Raw genomic sequence first — 18293 nt, 5'->3', positions numbered from 1 at the left:
TTTGCTGAAACCTGAAAACTTGCTTGCACTTTTCTGCAATGGCCCCAGGGGAGAACCGCTAAAACTGCTGAATTTAATGAACTTTTTAGATGCGTTTCACCCAAAAGCAGGATGGTAGACTACAGGCAACTTTTGCTCTCCGAAAAGCGTCTATGCGTCCCCCATCCCGCCCCCAGTCCCAACGCCCTACTTGGTCTAGTCCACCCCAGGGAACTGTCACAGCCTTTGCCCTCGCGGCGGCCCTGGGCCTGCTGACCATGCCGTCTGCTGCCCAAGCGCAGGCAATTCTTGAAGATGGCACGCTGGGGGCAGAAAGCTCCGTAGTGACGCGGGACGTGCTGATTCAGGGCATTTTGAGCGATCGCATCGATGGCGGGGCCCGGCGCGGCGCAAACCTGTTTCACAGCTTTGAACAGTTCAACATCGACGCGGGGCGCGGCGCGTATTTCGCCAATCCCGCCGGGGTGGAAGCCATCTTTAGCCGCGTCACCGGGGGCAACCCCTCCAACATTTTGGGACGGCTGGGCGTGTTGGGCAGCGCCGACCTGTATTTCCTCAATCCCAACGGCATCCTGTTTGGCCCCGCCGCCAGCCTCGACCTCCAGGGGTCTTTCCTGGCCACCACCGCCAGTGGCTTCCAGTTTGGCAATTTGGGACGCTTCAGCGCCACTGCCCCCGAAGTTCCGTCGGCGTTGCTGACCATCGATCCTTCGGCGCTATTTTTCAATCAGGTGGCCGCAGGAACTATCGTCAACCGCTCCGTCACGCCTGTTGCTCCAGGCAACCCGTTTTTGGTGGGGCTGCGGGTTCCCAATGGGCAAAGCCTGACGCTGCTGGGGGGCGACGTGCAGGTCGAAGGGGGACGGTTGAGCGCCTTTGGCGGCCGCATCGACATTGGCGCAGTGGCGGCGGGCGGCACGGCGCAACTAAACCCTAACGGGAGCCTGGTGATTCCCGACGGGCTGGCGCGGGGTGACGTGACCTTTACTAACGGCGCAATTGTGGACGTGCTGCTGGGGGACAAGGGCGATATCAACGTCACCGCCCGAAACATCTCGCTGCTGGGCGATAGCGAGTTGCAGGCGGGCATCGCATCTACCTTCGGCGCAGAGGGCAGCCAAGCGGGCGACCTCCGGCTGAATGCAACGGGCACAGTGCGAATCGCAGAAGACAGCCTTGTGAGAAACCGCGTGAATGAAAACGCGATTGGCAACGCGGGCAATGTGGAAATTGTGGCCAATCAACTGGAACTGCTAGACACGGCCCAGATCAGCACCAGTACCCTGGGGCAGGGCAATGCGGGGAGCGTGATTCTGACGGTGGGCGATCGCATCTTACTCGATGGCGGCGATATCTTTAGCCGCGTGGGAGAAGAAACCCTAGCCCTAGACGACAGCATTCAGCTTCAGGGCGGCAATATTCAAATCACCACGGGGTCTTTGGTGCTGATCAACGGAGCGCAACTGCTCGCCAACACCGAAGGGCAGGGCAGCGCAGGCAGCATTCTGATCCGCGCCCGCGAAGACGTGACGTTTCAAGGCCGCAGCCCTACTGATACCTCGCTGCCATCCGCCGCCTTTGTGCGCGTTGATGAAGGAGCCAGAGGACGCGGCGGCAATATCGACATCCAAGCCCGCAACCTGTTTGTGCTGGACGGGGCGCGGCTTTTTGCGGGCACACTGGGGACGGGCGATTCGGGCAATATCCTGATCAACGCCACAAATCAGGTGCGCTTCGCTGGAACTGGGGCTGGCGGACAGACCACCGTGGCGTTTACCAATGTTGAAGAGGGCGGCATCGGCCGGGGCGGCAACATCAGCATTACCGCCGAAACCGTGAACCTCGCCGATGGAGCGCAACTGATCGCCAGCACAGATGGGCAGGGCGATGCAGGCAGCATCACGATTCGGGCGGCGGGCGATGTCACCTTTCGCGGACGTAGCCCAAATGGTGTATTGCCAACCGCCGCCTCTAGCCGCGTGGGAGAAGATGGACAGGGTAATGGCGGCAATATCGACATCCAAGCCCGCAACCTGTTTGTGCTGGACGGGGCGCGGCTGTTTGCAGGCACGCTCGGAAGGGGCGATTCGGGCGACATTATCATCAATGCCACCGGGCGAGTGCGATTTGCCGGAAATAGCGCCAACGGACAAAACAGCGTTGCCTTTACCAATGTTGAAACTGACAGCTTTGGGCGGGGCGGCAATATTAGCATTACGGCTGAAGCAGTAGAATTCCTAGATGGCGCGCAACTCGTCGCCAGTACAGAAGGGCAGGGCGACGCAGGCAGCGTTACGATTCGGGCGGCGGGCGATGTCACCTTTCGAGGGCGTAGCGCCAACAACCAATTCCACAGCGCGATCTTTAGCCGAATCGGCGCAGGCGGCAGGGGTCAGGGCGGCAATATCGATATCCGCAGCCGTAACTTATTCGTGCTGGACGGAGCGCGGCTGTTTTCGGGTACGTTAGGCCAGGGCAATTCGGGCGATATCATCATCAATGCCACCGGGCGAGTGCGATTTGCCGGAACCAGTCCCACTGGACAAACCAGCGTAGTATTCGCCAATACAGAGGGAAACGCAGTAGGCGATGGAGGCAACATCAGCCTGACCGCCAACGTGCTAGAGATGGCTGATGGGGCGCAACTGGTCGCCAGCACGAGCGCTGAAGGAAATGCGGGAGACGTGGTGATTCGAGTGGGCGATCGCATCTTACTCGATGGTAAGGACACGTCCATTTTCACCCGTATCAATGCAGAAACCCTGGCGCTAGACGACCGCATCCAGCTTCGCGGCGGCACCATTGACATTGAAACAGGGTCACTGTCGGTGCTAAACGGCGCACAGCTTTTGTCCAATACCAACGGTCAGGGCGATGCGGGAGATGTTTTGATTCGCGCAAGTGGGGATGTGCTGTTTCAGGGACTCAGCGCAGACCAGCAGTTGACCAGCGCCATCTTTAGCCGCGTTGACAACGGTGCGACCGGAAATGGTGGCAGCATTTACATTCAAGCCCGCAACCTGTTTGTGCTGGACGGGGCACGGCTATTTTCGGGCACGCTGGGCAAGGGCAACTCCGGAGACATCACGATCAACGCTACGGGTCAGGTGCGCTTTGCTGGAACCGGCCCCAATGGACAGGTCAGCGTTGCCTTTAGCAACGTTGAAGGGAATGCAGTCGGAAACGGCGGCGACATCAGCATTACCGCCAATCGGTTGGAACTGGCTGATGGGGCGCAATTCGTCGCCAGCACTCGCGCACGGGGCAATGCGGGAGCTGTGATTCTTCGAGTGGGCGATCGCATCTTTCTCTCAGGCACAGGCACAGGTATCTTCAGCAATGTAGAAACTGGTGGAATCGGGCAAGGCGGCAGGGTCAACATCAGAACCGGATCGCTGGCCATCACCCGTGGGGCCCAACTGGTGGCCAATACCCGCGGAGGGGGCAATGCAGGCGACATTCGGGTGATCGCAACAGGCAATGTCCGGCTGGCAGGATTGACCAACCAAACGGGTCGCTCCAGCGGATTGTTCACAAATGCTCAGCAGGGCGCACAGGGGCGCGGCGGCGAAATTTTCATTCGAGCTAACCGTCTGCGAATTCTAAATGGGGCCGTGATCTATGCGCTCAGCGAAAACAACCGTCGCGGTGGCAGCATTCGCCTATCGGTCAACGAGTTTGAGGCGACGGGCGGCGGCCAGGTGATTGCCAGCGCGTTGCGGCGAGGGCAGGCGGGCAGCGTTACCCTGGAGGGCGGCGACATTCTGTTTTCGGGCAGCGATTCAACGGTGGGCGATCGCCGCGAAAAATTTGGCACTGCGGTCGCCAACGTAGCCGATGGGCAGAGCGGGCTATTTGCCGACACCCGGCTCAACTCCAGAGGACGCGGCGGCAACATCACCCTGCGCGGCAACAGCTTGCAGGTGTTGGACAGCGCCACCATTTCTGCCCAAACCGCAGGGCAGGGAGATGCAGGCGATATCAACATCGCAATTCGCGGCGGCACGCGGTTGAACAATGGCAATATCACTGCCGCAGGACGGTTTGCCGCAGGCGGCAGCATCACGCTGAGTACTAGCAGCCTGAACCTAACCGACAACGCCGCCATTACCGCAGAAAATACGGGAGGGCGCACGGCGGGGAACATCACGCTGACCGTGGGCGATCGCACCTTTCTGACCAACAGCAACATCACCGCCGCCAGCCGCCGAGACGCAGGCGGGAACATCACGCTGAACACGGGCAGCCTGTTCCTCAACGAACGCGCCACCATCACTGCCGCCAGCAGCGGGCGCGGCACAGCAGGCAACATTCGCATCAACACGGGCGATCGCCTGGAAATGTCCGACGGCGACATCACCACCCGCGCCCCCCGCTCCTCCGGCGGCAATATCGAAATCAACACAGGCAGTCGGTCAACCCGCAGCCTCATGGTGCTGGAGGGCGACAGCGACATTACCACCAATAGCCGGGGCGACGGCGGCAACATCACCATCGGCGGCGCGGGCGTGGTCGCCTTCGACGACAGCGACATTATTAGTCGAGCAGCCGAGGGGCGTGGCGGCAACATCACGCTCCCGCCCTTTTTCAGCGAGACGAATCCCCCCGGTAGCGCAGATGACTTTGACGGCAACGACCAGGTAGACCTAAACGCCTCAGGACAAACCGCCCCCGGGCAAATCATCACTCCCGATACCAGCAGCGTCCAAAATAGCCTCACGCCGCTAGCAGATGCCTCGATAGACGAGGGGCGACTGCTGGCCAGTAGCTGCGTGGTGCGCGATCGCCAATCGGGTCGCTTCGTCATTACGGGGTCTGGCGGCTTGCCCTACGCACCGGGGGATGCGTCGCTGTCGCCCTTCCCAACCGGAGACGTGCAGCCGCTACCCGAAACGACCCCAGAGCCATTGCCCCAGAGCCGTTCCTGGCAGCCCGGCGACCCCACTATCGAACCGCAGGGCGTGTATGAATTAACCGACGGGCGGCTGGTGCTGAGCCGAGAATGTGACTCTGAGACAACCCTCTAACGTGAGCCGCAGACCCCGTCTCAAGAGAGCGGCGCAATCACAATCGGCAAAACGGGCGGCTCCGGCTCCATTGGCGAAAGCGTGGGGCGGACATGAATCAGCGGCGGCTTGATCAGCCGCACAGCAGGGCCCGGCTGCACGGGTTCGTCGCCCCCGTATCCCACGCTGGTAAAGCAGATCGTCGGGTCTTCAGGAAAGTAGCAGAACGGCACCACCACACCGCCCAAATCCGCCGCGCTGCCAGGGTTCGGCTGCACCTGGGTTTCGGTGGTGGGGGGAACTTCTGCGGCGCTGGCCCGCTGGGCAAACGACCCGCCCAACACGCCAAAGATTCCAAAGATCATCGTACCGACTGTCAACGTGATGACGGTCCAATCAAACACGGAACGCTCAAATTCGGGAACCGGGGACAGCGGAAAGGCGACATTACGAATAGCATTCTGAACCGATTTAGGAACAGATGTGAGGGCGAGTATGGCAGTCATGGGTGAATGTCCTCTTCTGGATTGATCAGGGGGGCGCACAATCAGACCGGAACAGATTTAGCAATTAAGCGCGATCGCCATGACGCTTTATTTTGTGGCTCGTGTTGCGACCTTGCTTCGATGCTTACTAGCCTACCGAGATGGAACCGAAAAGTCACTACGCTTTTACGCCGACTCAAGAGGTAAAACTGGTCTTTGAATCTGCATTTTTAGGATTTAGAACTTGCGCTTTTGTGCAACTTACTTTGCTGCATAGGGCTGAGTGAGCGTTACTGATTGCCAACCAGGCACTACCAGTCGCTTTCTCGGTGTCCAGAAGTCAATAGCTGTGGATATAGGCGCTTTAGCCAGCCACGCATCAGCTCAACAGCATAGGTATAATACCCATCCGTATCTGTAATGATGCCACATTTTTGTAATGCTGAAAGAATCGGCTGGAGGCTCGAAACACTCAGCCCGGTTTTGTCTGAAATCTCTGAGATAGAGAGTGGGCGATCGCACAAGCAAAGCAGTACTTTAGATTGATGATCAGGCTGGCTACTTCCTACCTGTCGCCAAATTCCCATAAAATAAGCATCTCCATCTCGATAGAAACTTGAGGAATTGATCACCATTTCTAGATCCTGAAGTGTTATTTTTTTATTTCGTATAGCACCTTGCTCAAATACCACCCGATTGAAGCAAGTAACTAACGTATGTCCTAGAAGTTGCACAAGGTAAGGCTGTCCATTCGTAAGGGTAAAAATTTTCTGAATAACTGCTAGTTCATATTCCAATTCGAAATCAGGAGAGGGTTGCATTATTATATTAATTGCTGCACTGCTGAAAACGAGAGAGGCCCTACTGGAATAGCAGTTACACTACTAAAAAGCGGACACCAGTAGTCTTGCCGCATTTCATCAAGGGTATGCAGTCCAGCAAAGGCCATAATAAACCACGGATAGGTTTGAATTAGCCCTCGCCAAAAGGTGATTAATCGTTGTTCTACCACATTGGCTTCAATAAGCTGTTCTAACAACTCAAACTCATCAACCGTGATAATAAATCGCCTGCCAGCTCGAACAGAATCAAGATGCTTAAGAAACCGTAGAAAAGATTGATAAGGATTATTCTGCATGAACTGAGAAAGCTGGGGTTCCTGGAATGTAACAGTTAAGGGTGGAGGCAGCCTATCGTACATTTCTATGGCAAGCGCATAGAGCAATTCGTGAGTATTATTGACGATGCCCATGACCTGCAAATTGAAGTCGACGATGACAGCGCGATCGCCCAAAATAGCTTCAAGGTTGTGCAAAATTGACGATTTTCCCATGCGCCGCTGCCCATACAACACCACAGACGGCACCTGTTGACTAGGCAACCAGAGTTCTTCGAGCCGACGCATAATGTCCTCACGACCCACGAAAAGGCTACCTGTCACTGGGTTGCCGATGACATAGGGATTAGGGATTGGCTGAATAAGCTGGGCATTGCCAATTTCTCCACTGGCTATGCAAACAAGATGCTGCCAGTGATGAATCACTTGCCGCAAAAGGATTCGCTCAGGCGTAATAACGTGTGCGTCGAGCTTTTCTTCTAGCAAGTTGAGCGTGTTGGTTGTTCGCAGCAAGGCCGCCTGTTGATTAACCCGGCTGGTTTGCTCAGATGTGTAGATGTCGATTGCAATCGTTTGCAATTGATGCAAAATCTCTAGTGCGGGTGGATTAAGCGCATCTTTTTTGCGGAGAAAGCGGAGATCTGTATGAGAGACTGTCTCTGCAAGAGGCGCAAGGCGATCGCCCTTGAGAAAAATATGAATAACATCAAACATCTGACAGATTTCTGCACCGCCGGGATAGGAGTCAAGCTGAGCTGCGATCGCCTGGATTTCAGCAATCTGCCGCAATGAAAGCTTTTGCTGGGATATTTCTGCAAGCTGCAACTGGAATAAGATCCTAGCCCATTCGGTTAGCGGGGTCTGGCTATTGTTTCGCAAACAGCGGCTGATCTGATAAATCAGATGCTCAAACAAGCGGCTGCTGGGATCAGTAGTGCAGTTGACCCAGCGATCGTGTAATTCCCCTAAAAGAACATAGTTGATTGCTGGAATATGCAGCCAGCCGTGATGACTGAGCGGCGCAAAAACGTATGCATGGCTTGCTGGGTGAGTCAGTAAGCCATGCAGCTCATGAAGTGGGCTAGGGTGATGGATAAGATAATGTTTTAGTGCAGACTGTGCAACCCAACGCTGAAAAGGATTGCAGGCTATATAACAAAGCTGTATCACACCATGATCAAAATCTTGCTGTATCTGCTGCAAAAGTTGCTGTCGCGACCCAGGAAGATAAATAACTAGCAGCTCATCCCATGCAGCAAGATTGCATTTTTGAGGGCAGCACCCTGCCCAAACTAACTCGATAATATAAAACGGCAAGCGTAGTGAGCAGGAGATGGCGATCGCCCCCGTCAGCAGACCGACAGCCGGAGTGGACGAAAACCCAACCGCAACCCCCACGGCCGCTGAAATAATAACGCTGCTAAAAATCCCCTTTACCAGACTAACCGCAGCCCCGCCAGTCGCGATCGCCACCAACCCAAACACAAATCCAAATACGATACCTGTATGCTCAGCGGCAATGTCAATTGCCGATAGGGCAACGATCAGCACGCTAAACACCATGCCAACGATCAGGCTTCCAGTGCTTCCTAACACCAGCCCCACAATGCCCCCCGCTACGCCACCGATCGTCACACCGACCATAATTCCAATAGCCAGCCCAAAGGACAACGCAAAGGACGCAATAACCCCAGGTTGTGTTTCTACATTTAGCCAGGGTAAGCTCTGCGAAATGCCAAGGATGACGCAGAATAAAATACTATTCATAATGCCGCTAGCAACGCCAACCACTGTGCTTGCCATCAGTCCTCTGGCAATACTGACCACAGTTCCAAGCACGCCTAGAAATAAGATAAAAAATAAGCTTCCTACGGCTGCTCCGGCGATCGCCCCACCTATGGCCCAAAATAGACCAACAGAATGCTGCAAGTGCCAGCCCGCGAGCCACAATAAAGGTAGCCCCAGCCCCAGTCCAAAACATAGACTCAGGATAGGAATCATGCAGTAAAGATTCCGATACGGCGAAAGCTGAGTTGTGCGAAAGATGGTCTGAAGCCCTGGTTCAGCCTTATAGATTGCAGGATTAATGTGATAGAAATATTCCTTCAACCGAGTTGGGCGAAAATAAACCCAATACAGTAGCCAGAGATAGTGTTGCCCTCGCAACAGGCTAAGGCAGCGAGTCCGCCTCGAAGCCCAGGAGCATTGGGAATCTACAGAAAACTGTGGCATTGTGGTCAATTCAGGCTTCCAACAACTGACGGTACAGGTCTGACGCACTCTCTTGTAGACGCGCAGGATGCCCCCCGCTCTGGGCAATTAGCTGGTGGATTTGGGCAGGCGTGAACTGGATTGGGCCATTTTGCAAACGGTGCATGATAAAAGATTGGGCGATCGCAGGCGAAAATGGCTCTACTTGAATAGTCTGGCAAATGCCTGCCAGTGGGGAGGTTTGCTCTGGTGAGTCGGGAAACAACTGGCTCAGGGGCAAGCGACTGGCGGTGACGAGTGTTAAGGGGGCGATCGCCCCATCTGCCAGCCCCCACAGTTCTGTCCGCTCGCGCCCGCTAAAGTCGTCGGAATGGCTCATCCGCTCGACCTCATCCAGACACAAGATATGGTGTGTATCTTTCAGCTTGCGACGCAGCGCATAGCCCCGGCAGGGCGGCTCGATGCCCAGTTCCTGACACAGCGCTTCAAAAAATTCAGCTTCATCTCGAATCGACTGCATATTGAGCTGCACAAAAGCGGTGGGCGGTAGCTGAAGCTTTGCCGGCCCCTTGGCACAAATCATCGCCAGCAAAGAAGACTTTCCTATCCGCGACTCACCGACCAGCGACACACTGACCCCATGATGCAACGCTTCAAAGACCTGCCTGAGAATCTCATATCGGTCAAAGAATCGAGAGGGGTCGGTGATACAGCCGCGATCGCCAAATGGATTGGTAGGTAAGTTAATTGACTTTTTTTGAAGGGATAAGTCTGGGGAGAGAGCCGCTTGAGCAGGTTCGGGCGGGCGATGCCCCAGCCGCTCTGACAAGCGCACTAGCGCCATCTGAAACGTAGACTTCTGAACTTTTACGCCATCTCCAAGCGCCTGAGAAAAACATTTCCACAGCCGCGAACCTGCATCTTTCACCGTCTTAAAAGCCCAGCCGTCTGTCATTTGCTCGTAGCTTTTGCCCTTAAACGACTCTTGCAGCACATAGCGCTCCAAATCGCTTAGCGGTCGTTTGAGTTCTTGCCGAACAACAGCATCCGCAACCCTGATCAACTCATCCAGATCCATAGGTTCACACCACACAGTGTATCGCCGGACTCGGTACGTTTAGTCGATTTTTCAAAACTATACGGCTTTTCACGACTTTTTGCGGCTTATACCGACCTCGTTATTTTGCAGTCACGACTTTATCGCCCTGACAGTCTCAGTCCCTTGCCACACAATTCAATGCGAATAGCAGTTAGAGGGCGATCGCGCATCACTCGTCCCATAAGCAAAGGTATTTATATACCTGACGCACCAAGCTTATCTATTTTCAGGTGTATTAAATTCATGGAACCTGTGTACTATCTATTACTTTTGTTTGATCTTTTGATGAATTTACAGCACATTTTCGTTTTTAACTTTAACAAATCGGGAATCTTGAGTAAGCGATCGCCTTTGTTTCAAAATTCATTTTAGATCTGTCGAAATCCTTGCCCAGCAAAGGTTTAGCAGATCTGATCAGAGTACAGGCGATTGCCTTCAACCTCACGAGAGGGGTGCATCCCAGTCTTACAAGACTCAGGATGAGAATTGACCATTGAGATAAGCGCAGCGATGGCGAAGGACTTGTGGAACGTTGTCTTCCTTCCACTGAGCGCCTGAAATTTTCACCCGCCTACCAATTTGCTTGATAGTCGACTCCACGGCACCCGAGCCAATTGAAATCCCCTCAGCTTGGTAGTAGCTGTAGTTAACGATACGGAGCCGATGCTTAGCCAGATAGCCGATAAACTGGTCTACCCGCTCATGGGACCAGTCGTCGAATAGCCTAACCGCCCCATCCACATCCCCTTGCCACAAGCAGGCTTCGACGGCATCAAGACGCTGTTGAGACCCACCCACGTTACCCAAATTCTCCATCAGGTGGTACCAGTCCAAGATCTCAAGGCGCTCGCTGCGATGCCCGATCTGTGAAAACAGGTTCCAGATGCCGTCGTGACCATCCCCAAGACAAACGAGGGGATGCGCTAAGGGCTGCTGGTTGAGCCAGTTGACCAAGCTGTCGTTGTCTTTGTAGAAGGCGCTAATGCTGCACTGATGCAGGTTTACCCCCTTGTAATCGCGCCACTGGCAGGGCTGCCCCTGAGGAGTCCGCAGACGGACTTTGCCCCCGTCTAAGCTCATTTCCTTAACCCCGCTGTCCACCGCTGGTGGCTCTAGGTCTTGACGATGCACCAGCCGTTGCTGGGTACTCCCTGACACGCACACCCCGGTGAGCACAGCGATATCGTCGGCAGCTCGCGCATAGGCTTCGTTGGCACTCAGCAGCAAGCAGCACGTCTCAACCTGAGGACTCCACTGGGTGCGGGCCTTGACCTTAAGCCGCTGGCTCTGGCGCTGACTCAGACTTAAGCGTCCGACGATACTCTGGATGTGCCGCTTTCGCCCAGAGCTTGTGCCGCTGCTTGTGCAGATAAAAAATTTCCGATCTCAGGCCCCACATACTCCAGTAGGTGGTCACGAACGGCGACTTCGATCCCGGCCAATGTTTTGACTTGTTCAGGGTCTGTCTCGTCGTAAAGCAACTCCGCTAACGCCAGTGCATGGGCTTTGATTTGGGCTTCCTTGGTGGCATCCATCGCTTCAACTATCCTTAGAGCAACTGCTCTGAGCCTACGGCGTCTGCCCTTAATCTGCACTAAGCACTTCTACTCATTGCATAACTGGGATGCACCCCACGAGAGCGATTCCCGTGCCAAACGAACCCCGACTCGCGACCTTTGTTTCCTGCTGCAAAGAACACTTTGCTCAGGGTGACGAGAAAAGTGAATCCCAATCGTTTTTGAACGAATTCTTTAGAGCCTTTGGATACGAAAGTGCCAAACACGCCGGAGCCGAGTTTGAATATCGGGTAGATCGTGGCGGCGAAAAAGGGCACAAGGGCTATGCGGATCTCGTGTGGAAGCCACGCCTATTGGTCGAGATGAAATCCAGGGGCGCGAACCTCAAGCACCACTACGACCAGCTTGAACGCTACTGGATGAGGCTTGCGCCAAAACCCAAATACTCAATCCTGAGCAACTTTGATGAGTTCTGGATCTTTGACTTCAACAACCAAGTTGATGCGCCAGTCGATGTCATCAGGTTAGAGGAATTGCCCAATCGGGCAAGTGCCTTTGGCTTCATGTATCCAGATGAGAAGCCGCCTGTCTTTCAAAACAATCAGGTCGAGATCACAGAGCGCAACGCTCAACTGATGGGGCAACTCTATCGAGACCTGAGCAACAGAGCCAAAAAGACAAACCATCTTGACTTTGATGAACAGGCAGCCCAGCGGTTTGTGTTGCAGTGCGTTTTGGCGATGTTTGCCGAAGACCGGGGCTTATTGCCTTGCGATATGTTTGTTTCGTGCCTAGAGGACTGCATTCAGCGCAAAGGCAGTTCCTACGACATCCTGGGTGGCTTGTTCAACGCGATGAACCAACGGGGCATCGTTCCGGCGGGTCGCTATCGCGGCGTTGACTATTTCAACGGTGGGCTATTCGCCAAAATCCACTCGATTGAGCTTAGCCCAGAAGATCTCAAGCTTTTGGAAGACTGCGCCAAACAACGATGGGATCTGGTTCGTCCTTCCATCTTTGGCAGCATCTTTGAATCTGCGATTGACCCGGTAAAACGCCATGCCCACGGGGTACATTTCACCTCCGAAGCTGACATTCGGCAAATCGTCATCCCGACCATCACGGAACCGTGGGAAGACCTAATTGCTGACTTTAGTTTGGACTAACTGGCATCACAATAATGCTCAACAGGATGCCATAAAGAATCTGCTCAACCGTTCATAACAGTTGAACTTAAGGAATTGGATACAATCCTGCTCGCAGTTAAGCTGCTGTTGCAACCGGACTGTTCAGGGATTGTTCGGATGTCTTGCGTTTCGAGGCTCGTTTTTTGACCATCGGATAGCAGGGACGAGGAGTTGGCTTGTGCCCCTTGCCTCGTCCTGGCGATTTACCACGAGGTTTAGGCGCAGGAGCAGGGGTGCCAATCGCTGCCAAAATGCCTGCAAACGCTTGTGCGACCCGACCCGGAGTCAACGTTTCTTGCGGTGCCTGCCAGGGCAAGGGGTGGTCAGTACAGTCCTTTCGCGCTAACCACAACTGCCAACTGAGCAACGGCATCAGGCTGCTCCACTGTTCGGTTGCCGATACAGAACTGAACTGGGGATGTGTCCAATATAGCCTCTGCTTGGCAAAGCGATACCAGTGTTCAATGGCAAAGCGACGGAGGTAGTGCAACCACAGGGTTTCTAACGGAGGCATCTGCTCACCCAGCCAAACTAACCACAAAGGAGCCAAGCGTCGCGTGCTGCTCTGTGTCTCCAGCACCTCCACGCGCAACACTTCCATTGCCCGTTTGGGGGATTTGCGGAAATGGTATGCACTCCAACGACTGACCCGCACTCGTCCCCAGTTGGGATCATCGACTTCAACGGTTTCGACCGGGACACTCCAAGTGTCAGGGTCATTGAGTTTCATCTTATGTCCATGCTTGGCAGGTGCGCCTCGCCCTCGATACGCTGGGGGCGCGCCATAGACACATCGATTGGATGTAACCCGCAGCAGCAAGTCTGCCTCAATCCCTGCCGTTTGGTTGACAAAACTGGCATTGCCGTACCCTCGGTCGTAGATCGCCAACGGACGCACCGCTAACTGCCGAGTCACTTGTTTGAGTTGGAATGCCGCTTTACTGGCGGGTGTTTCAAAGCTGGTGATGCGCTCATGCCGCAATGGTAATGCCCAACTGCCCCTGTCTTCAGCAATCCAGGCTAAGGTACTGTAGTTTTGTCCGGCTATCGGGGCATGTCCTGTTCTGCCTGATAAGGTGCGGTCTTTCAAACGCCTGGCAGCAGGACGGTTCCACCGACTCGCATCACCTGCCAACAACGGTTGCTGCTGAGTCGGTATCTGCTGCACCAACAGCTTCAGCACCTTTGATCGGGGTAGGCGGCTATCGCGCAACGCTTCATAGGTGCTCGACCACTGGCGACGAAAGACAGGACTCTGCGATAGCCTCACAAACGACACGATGCACGCACTCACTAACACGGCATCCATCAGATCAAACAGGGCATCTCTGGCGTTTCCCAAGCTGGCATACAACGTTTGGCGAAATTGCTGAAGTTCGTTGAAAATCATGGGGTCAATGTTGGTTGTACTTCATTGACCTTACGGCAGTCGGTGCTTCTCATTGACTGCCTTCCTCTTCACCATTAGTCCAAACTAAAGTGCTGAAGCCAACACCAAAAAAGAGCTAAACATCCTGCATCGCAAGCTGAGAGATTACAAAGTGCTGGATGCCGCCTGTGGGGCGGGAAACTTCCTGTATGTGGCGTATCAGGAACTTAAAAAGGTGGAACTGCGGCTATTGGACAAGCTCAGTCGCTACCAAACGGCTGACGATAAGCAGCTTTCCATCAGCTTCGTAACGCCAAACCAATTCTACGGGATGGACATCAACCCATTTGCCATAGAGCTGGCACGAGTCACCATGATGATCGCCCGCAAGATCGCGATTGACCATCTGGAGCTGATTGAACCCTGGTTGACTGACAAAAGTTACCTGAGATCTGCTGAACAGCTTGTGGCGCGGTAGTTTCAGGGATTGGAGGAAGAAGTGGGGAGCCAGCGTTCTAAGCTTAGATACCACTCAAAAGCGTAGATGCTGTGAAAAAAACTCCCCCCTCTACAATGCCTTGAACGCTTGGCTGGGTCAATCGGTGCCCTGGGCTCATCGTAGCCATCTGACGACCTGCCTGTGGATGGTGGTGGCTTTGCTCCAGCGCGGAGAAATCAACCTGACTCGCTGGCTGCCCTATGTGCCGTGTCGAGGGGTGCAGGCACAAAGCAAACAACGACGGCTAAGCCGCTGGCTGCACAACAGTCGCCTGAACGTCCATCGCCTGTACAAGCCCCTGATTCAAGCGGCATTAGCCCATTGGGATGAGGATTGTTTGTACCTGAGCTTGGACACCTCGCTGTTTTGGGATGAGTATTGCTTGATTCGCCTAGCGGTGGTGCATCGAGGCCGGGCGTTGCCTGTGGTCTGGCGGGTGCTCCAGCACCGCAGTGCGTCCGTCGCCTTCAGTGACTACCGGGAGATGCTCCACCAAGCCGCCCATCGCTTGCCGGCGGGGGTAAAAGTGGTCGTCTTAGCCGACCGGGGCTTCATTCACACCGAGGCCATGAGCCGCCATAACCGCTGAACTCGGGTGGCACTACCGCATCCGCATCAAGCGGAATACTTGGATTTGGCGGGCGGGCCATGGATGGTGTCAATTGAAGGACATTCACCTTCAGCGCGGGGAGGCTCTCTGTTGGCACACCGTGAAGCTCCACAAAGGCGAGTGGTACGGGCCGGTGCATATCGCCTTTGGTCATAACAGCCTCAACGGCGAGTTTTGGACCATCGTCAGCGATGAACCCACCCACCTGCGCACCTTCGAGGAATACGGCTTGCGCTTCGACATTGAGGAGGCGTTTCTCGATGACCAATCCAACGGCTGGAATCTCCAGAAATCTGAAATTCGCTCCCTCTGCGCCCTATCCCGGCTTTGGTTCCTTTTGGCCGTCGCGACGCTCTACGTCACCGCTCAAGGTCTCGAGGTCGTCGCAACAGGCAAACGGCGATGGGTTGACCCCCATTGGTTTCGTGGCAATAGCTACTTCCGCATTGGATGGGATTGGCTGAAAGCCGCCCTAGAGAACGGGTGGCCACTCATCCGTCATGTCTGTTTCACTCATAACCGCGATCCTGAACCCGCGATGGCATCTCGCAAACAGCATGAGCAACGCACCTATCGAATCGAATTCAAAGTACACACGTACTGCTGTGTCGCCGATTAGTTTTGTCAGTCAACCAGCGTGAAATCTTTATCTCCTAACTTTTTAAGCAGGTTTAAGTAAGTGGACACCAATAAACATAACATCAAGAACCCTGCACTGCCCGCACAGTGCGCGGTGCAGGGTTTGGAATCTGATTTTTAATTTAGTCTACCTACTTAGAACTTTTTCCAGGACTTTAGCGTTTCGCCAAAGCCCGTATAAACCCGTATAAAGGCGATTATCTCGATATAAACGTCTAGCAGGCTGGCAAATTGCGTGAGTTTTCGGAGTTAGCCGCTGCCCTTCTCCACCCACACTAAGAGAGCGCTGGTTTATGTGTCTTGATTTGCGCGTCTCAAGTTGGTTGCTGAAGGCGAAGCCGTATGCTGTTGCTTAATTTTTTGCTACTGGGTCTTGCGGGGCTGCTGCTGGTGCCCGTACTGGTACTGTTTGTGGAATGTGCGATGGCGCTACTGCCGCTGCCTGCGCCTAGAATGCGCGGACGCAGAGTGCATCTCCGAACGACGGTGCTGATGCCTGCTCACAACGAAGCGGCGGGCATTGGCGCGGCGATCGCCACGATTTTGCCGCAGCTCCAGGCGGGCGATCGCCTGCTGGTGGTAGCCGACAACTGCACCGACGATACCGCCGCTGTAGCCTTTGCGGCTGGCGCTGAGGTGATTGAGCGGCGCGATCCCGATCGTCGTGGCAAGGGCTATGCGCTGGATTTTGGGCTGCGCCACCTTGCCAAAAACCCGCCAGAAGTGGTGGTAATGGCCGATGCAGACTGCTGGATGAACGCTGGCGCACTGTCCGATATCGCCAGCCTATCAGCGGCAACCCATCGCCCGGTGCAGGCAGTTTATTTGATGGAAACGCCGCCCCGCCCCAGTGCCGCCAGCGCTGTGTCCTCCCTGGCGTTTCTGGTAAAAAATCAGGTGCGCCTGCTGGGGCTATCCCGCCTGGGGCTACCATCGCTGCTGACGGGCACGGGCATGGCCTTTCCCTGGGACGTGATTCGGCAGGTGTCCCTGGCCAGCGGCAATATTGTGGAAGATATGCAGCTTGGGCTGGACTTGGCGATCGCCGGCCATCCGCCCCTGTTTTGCGCCACCGCCTACGTGATGGGGCTGTTGCCCGCCCGCCGAACCGCCGCCGACCAGCAGCGCACCCGCTGGGAGCATGGCCATCTGCACACACTGATGACTCAAGTTCCCCGACTGCTGCGGCAAGCGCTGCGGCAAGGGCGTATTGACCTGCTGGCGATCGCCCTTGATCTGGCCGTGCCGCCCCTATCGCTGCTGGTGATGCTGTGGGCAATGACTTTGGGTCTGGCGGCGATCGCCCTGCCGCTGGGTGCCTCTCCCCTGCCTGCGGCGCTGCTGCTGGCCCAGGGCTGCCTGCTGCTGGGCGCGCTCTCCGGCGCATGGGTTCGCTTTGGCACAGCGCTGATCCCCGCCCATGCGCTGCTGAGCATTCCGCTCTACGTGCTTCGCAAGATTCCCCGCTACTTCGGCTTCTTCACAAACCGTCAAACCCAGTGGATTCGGACAGAGCGAGAGCCAGAGGTTGGGAGCTAGGAGGGGTGGAGGGGGAAAGAGAGAAGAGAGAAGAACGGAGAGGGAAGAACGAAGAACGAAGAACGAAGAGAGAAGAGCGAAGGGATTCCAGTTTTCGTTTTTCGCTCTTCGTTTTTCGTTTTTTTCTCGCCCCATCACTCCACTCCCCCGTCCCCCTCCAGCAACGCTTTAATCAGCATACCGATGCCGACGATGAGGGCGATCGCCACGGTTCCTAAACCCAGAGGACTGGGAACCCAAAACACCGCCTCCAAATGATTCAGCTCGCCGGGTTCCAGCCTCCAGGCAAGCTGGCGATTTTCCTTCGGAAACGCTCCGCGATCGCCCACCTCCGCTGCTGGGGTGCTGTCCACGCGCCGCACCCCCCAAGGCGTGTTGAGCCTGAAATCGACATCCAGCAGACCACCGGGCGACACCAGCAGGCGGCCATCCGCTCCCCGAACGGCGAGCGATCGCAAGTCCAAATCTAAACTTAGCCGATTGCGCTGCACCAGCAGCAGGTTCGTTTCACGGACACTCATCTGAGCGGCGATCGCAGGTAGTTCCGCCAGATCTGGCCCCCAAAGCTGCCGCCGCTCCTCCGCAGACGGGTTAAAAAAGCGGTTGAACTTCGCGGCCAAGTCTTTGCCATTATTAAACGGAATGGTAATTAGCGACTCCTGCTTCGACGGGTGGCGCACCTTGCCACCCAGTTTCCGCGCCTGTTGCTCCAGGCCATCCAGCCATGCCCGCGCCGTCGATTGCCGCGCCGCCGGAATCTGCCCATCCAGCCGAATCCGCTGCACCAGTTCTCCGTGGATCTGGCTGTCGTAGGTAATGCCCACGTCGTATTGAATGCAGCCCGTCAGACAGAGGCAGAGGAGGAGCAGCGGTAGGAGGCGGCGCATGGCTGGAAATCTGGCAGGGGAACAGATGTGAGGTCTGGGGATGAGGAATGAGGAATGAGCTTAAATACAGCCCAAGGTTGTCTCATTCCAATCCTTCAACACTCTCTTGATCTCATCATCCCACCATC

General features: G+C 55.3%; 12 protein-coding genes and 1 pseudogene. 6 read left to right on the top strand and 7 right to left on the bottom strand.

Annotation, left to right across the window (positions count from 1 at the left end; all coding sequences use genetic code 11):
* Positions 1-152 precede the first annotated feature (152 nt).
* Entirely contained in the window at positions 153-5027 is a 4875-nt protein-coding gene (locus HPC62_RS05205) for a two-partner secretion domain-containing protein (protein WP_172354065.1), read from the top strand.
* Between the two features lie 20 nt (positions 5028-5047).
* On the opposite strand, the gene HPC62_RS05200 is transcribed toward HPC62_RS05205, so the two are convergent.
* The 5 genes from HPC62_RS05200 to HPC62_RS05180 all read right to left on the bottom strand — a co-directional run bounded on the left by HPC62_RS05200 (position 5048) and on the right by HPC62_RS05180 (position 11453).
* Positions 5048-5512 (bottom strand): hypothetical protein, encoded by a 465-nt coding sequence (locus tag HPC62_RS05200; RefSeq protein ID WP_172354064.1) that lies wholly within the window; start codon positions 5510-5512, stop codon positions 5048-5050.
* A gap of 290 nt (positions 5513-5802) precedes the next feature.
* Complete coding sequence (locus HPC62_RS05195; protein ID WP_172354063.1) at positions 5803-6312, bottom strand: ArsR family transcriptional regulator; 510 nt, start codon at positions 6310-6312, stop codon at positions 5803-5805.
* A 2-nt stretch (positions 6313-6314) separates the two neighbouring features.
* Positions 6315-8717, bottom strand: a complete 2403-nt coding sequence (locus HPC62_RS05190; protein ID WP_172354062.1) for an ATP-binding protein — start codon at positions 8715-8717, stop codon at positions 6315-6317.
* A gap of 133 nt (positions 8718-8850) precedes the next feature.
* Positions 8851-9912, bottom strand: a complete 1062-nt coding sequence (locus HPC62_RS05185; protein WP_172354061.1) for an ATP-binding protein — start codon at positions 9910-9912, stop codon at positions 8851-8853.
* A 480-nt stretch (positions 9913-10392) separates the two neighbouring features.
* A protein-coding gene (locus HPC62_RS05180) for an ISKra4 family transposase (protein ID WP_172353248.1) occupies positions 10393-11453 on the bottom strand; the annotation gives its coding sequence in 2 pieces (ribosomal slippage) (positions 10393-11297 and positions 11297-11453; 1062 coding nt in all).
* 113 nt (positions 11454-11566) lie between these two features.
* Between HPC62_RS05180 and HPC62_RS05175 the strand changes: the two genes are divergently transcribed.
* Positions 11567-12601, top strand: coding sequence for a type IIL restriction-modification enzyme MmeI (locus HPC62_RS05175; protein ID WP_172354060.1), 1035 nt, complete (start codon positions 11567-11569; stop codon positions 12599-12601).
* Between the two features lie 97 nt (positions 12602-12698).
* Here the strand turns inward: HPC62_RS05175 and HPC62_RS05170 are convergent, their stop codons facing one another.
* Entirely contained in the window at positions 12699-14012 is a 1314-nt protein-coding gene (locus HPC62_RS05170; RefSeq protein ID WP_172353244.1) for an NF041680 family putative transposase, read from the bottom strand.
* 97 nt (positions 14013-14109) lie between these two features.
* On the opposite strand from HPC62_RS05170, the pseudogene HPC62_RS05165 reads away from it, so the two are divergent.
* The 4 genes and pseudogenes from HPC62_RS05165 to HPC62_RS05150 all read left to right on the top strand — a co-directional run.
* Positions 14110-14421: pseudogene (locus HPC62_RS05165) on the top strand (DNA methyltransferase); the annotation flags it as partial.
* Between the two features lie 172 nt (positions 14422-14593).
* Positions 14594-15079 carry a hypothetical protein gene (locus tag HPC62_RS05160; protein ID WP_172354058.1) on the top strand — a complete coding sequence of 162 codons (486 nt, stop codon included), beginning with the start codon at positions 14594-14596 and terminating at the stop codon, positions 15077-15079.
* Positions 15080-15200: 121 nt separating this feature from the next.
* A complete protein-coding gene (locus HPC62_RS05155; protein WP_225910564.1) occupies positions 15201-15719 on the top strand; it encodes a hypothetical protein in 519 nt (172 codons plus the stop codon).
* Positions 15720-16081: 362 nt separating this feature from the next.
* A complete protein-coding gene (locus tag HPC62_RS05150) occupies positions 16082-17278 on the top strand; it encodes a glycosyltransferase family 2 protein (protein ID WP_172354057.1) in 1197 nt (398 codons plus the stop codon).
* 134 nt (positions 17279-17412) lie between these two features.
* On the opposite strand, the gene HPC62_RS05145 is transcribed toward HPC62_RS05150, so the two are convergent.
* Positions 17413-18165, bottom strand: a complete 753-nt coding sequence (locus HPC62_RS05145; protein ID WP_172354056.1) for a DUF3153 domain-containing protein — start codon at positions 18163-18165, stop codon at positions 17413-17415.
* Positions 18166-18293 lie beyond the last annotated feature (128 nt).

The organism is Thermoleptolyngbya sichuanensis A183, from assembly GCF_013177315.1.
In the GTDB taxonomy this organism is placed as follows: Bacteria; Cyanobacteriota; Cyanobacteriia; order Elainellales; family Elainellaceae; genus Thermoleptolyngbya; species Thermoleptolyngbya sichuanensis.
This window is presented reverse-complemented; position numbering and strand designations above follow the sequence as displayed.

Excerpts from the sequence above, each read along its gene's own strand:
- HPC62_RS05205 (WP_172354065.1), top strand. The coding sequence starts at position 153 with ATGCGTCCCCCATCCCGCCCCCAGTCCCAACGCCCTACTTGGTCTAGT.
- HPC62_RS05200 (WP_172354064.1), bottom strand. The coding sequence starts at position 5,512 with ATGACTGCCATACTCGCCCTCACATCTGTTCCTAAATCGGTTCAGAAT.
- HPC62_RS05195 (WP_172354063.1), bottom strand. The coding sequence starts at position 6,312 with ATGCAACCCTCTCCTGATTTCGAATTGGAATATGAACTAGCAGTTATT.
- HPC62_RS05170 (WP_172353244.1), bottom strand. The coding sequence starts at position 14,012 with ATGATTTTCAACGAACTTCAGCAATTTCGCCAAACGTTGTATGCCAGC.
- HPC62_RS05150 (WP_172354057.1), top strand. The coding sequence starts at position 16,082 with ATGCTGTTGCTTAATTTTTTGCTACTGGGTCTTGCGGGGCTGCTGCTG.
- HPC62_RS05145 (WP_172354056.1), bottom strand. The coding sequence starts at position 18,165 with ATGCGCCGCCTCCTACCGCTGCTCCTCCTCTGCCTCTGTCTGACGGGC.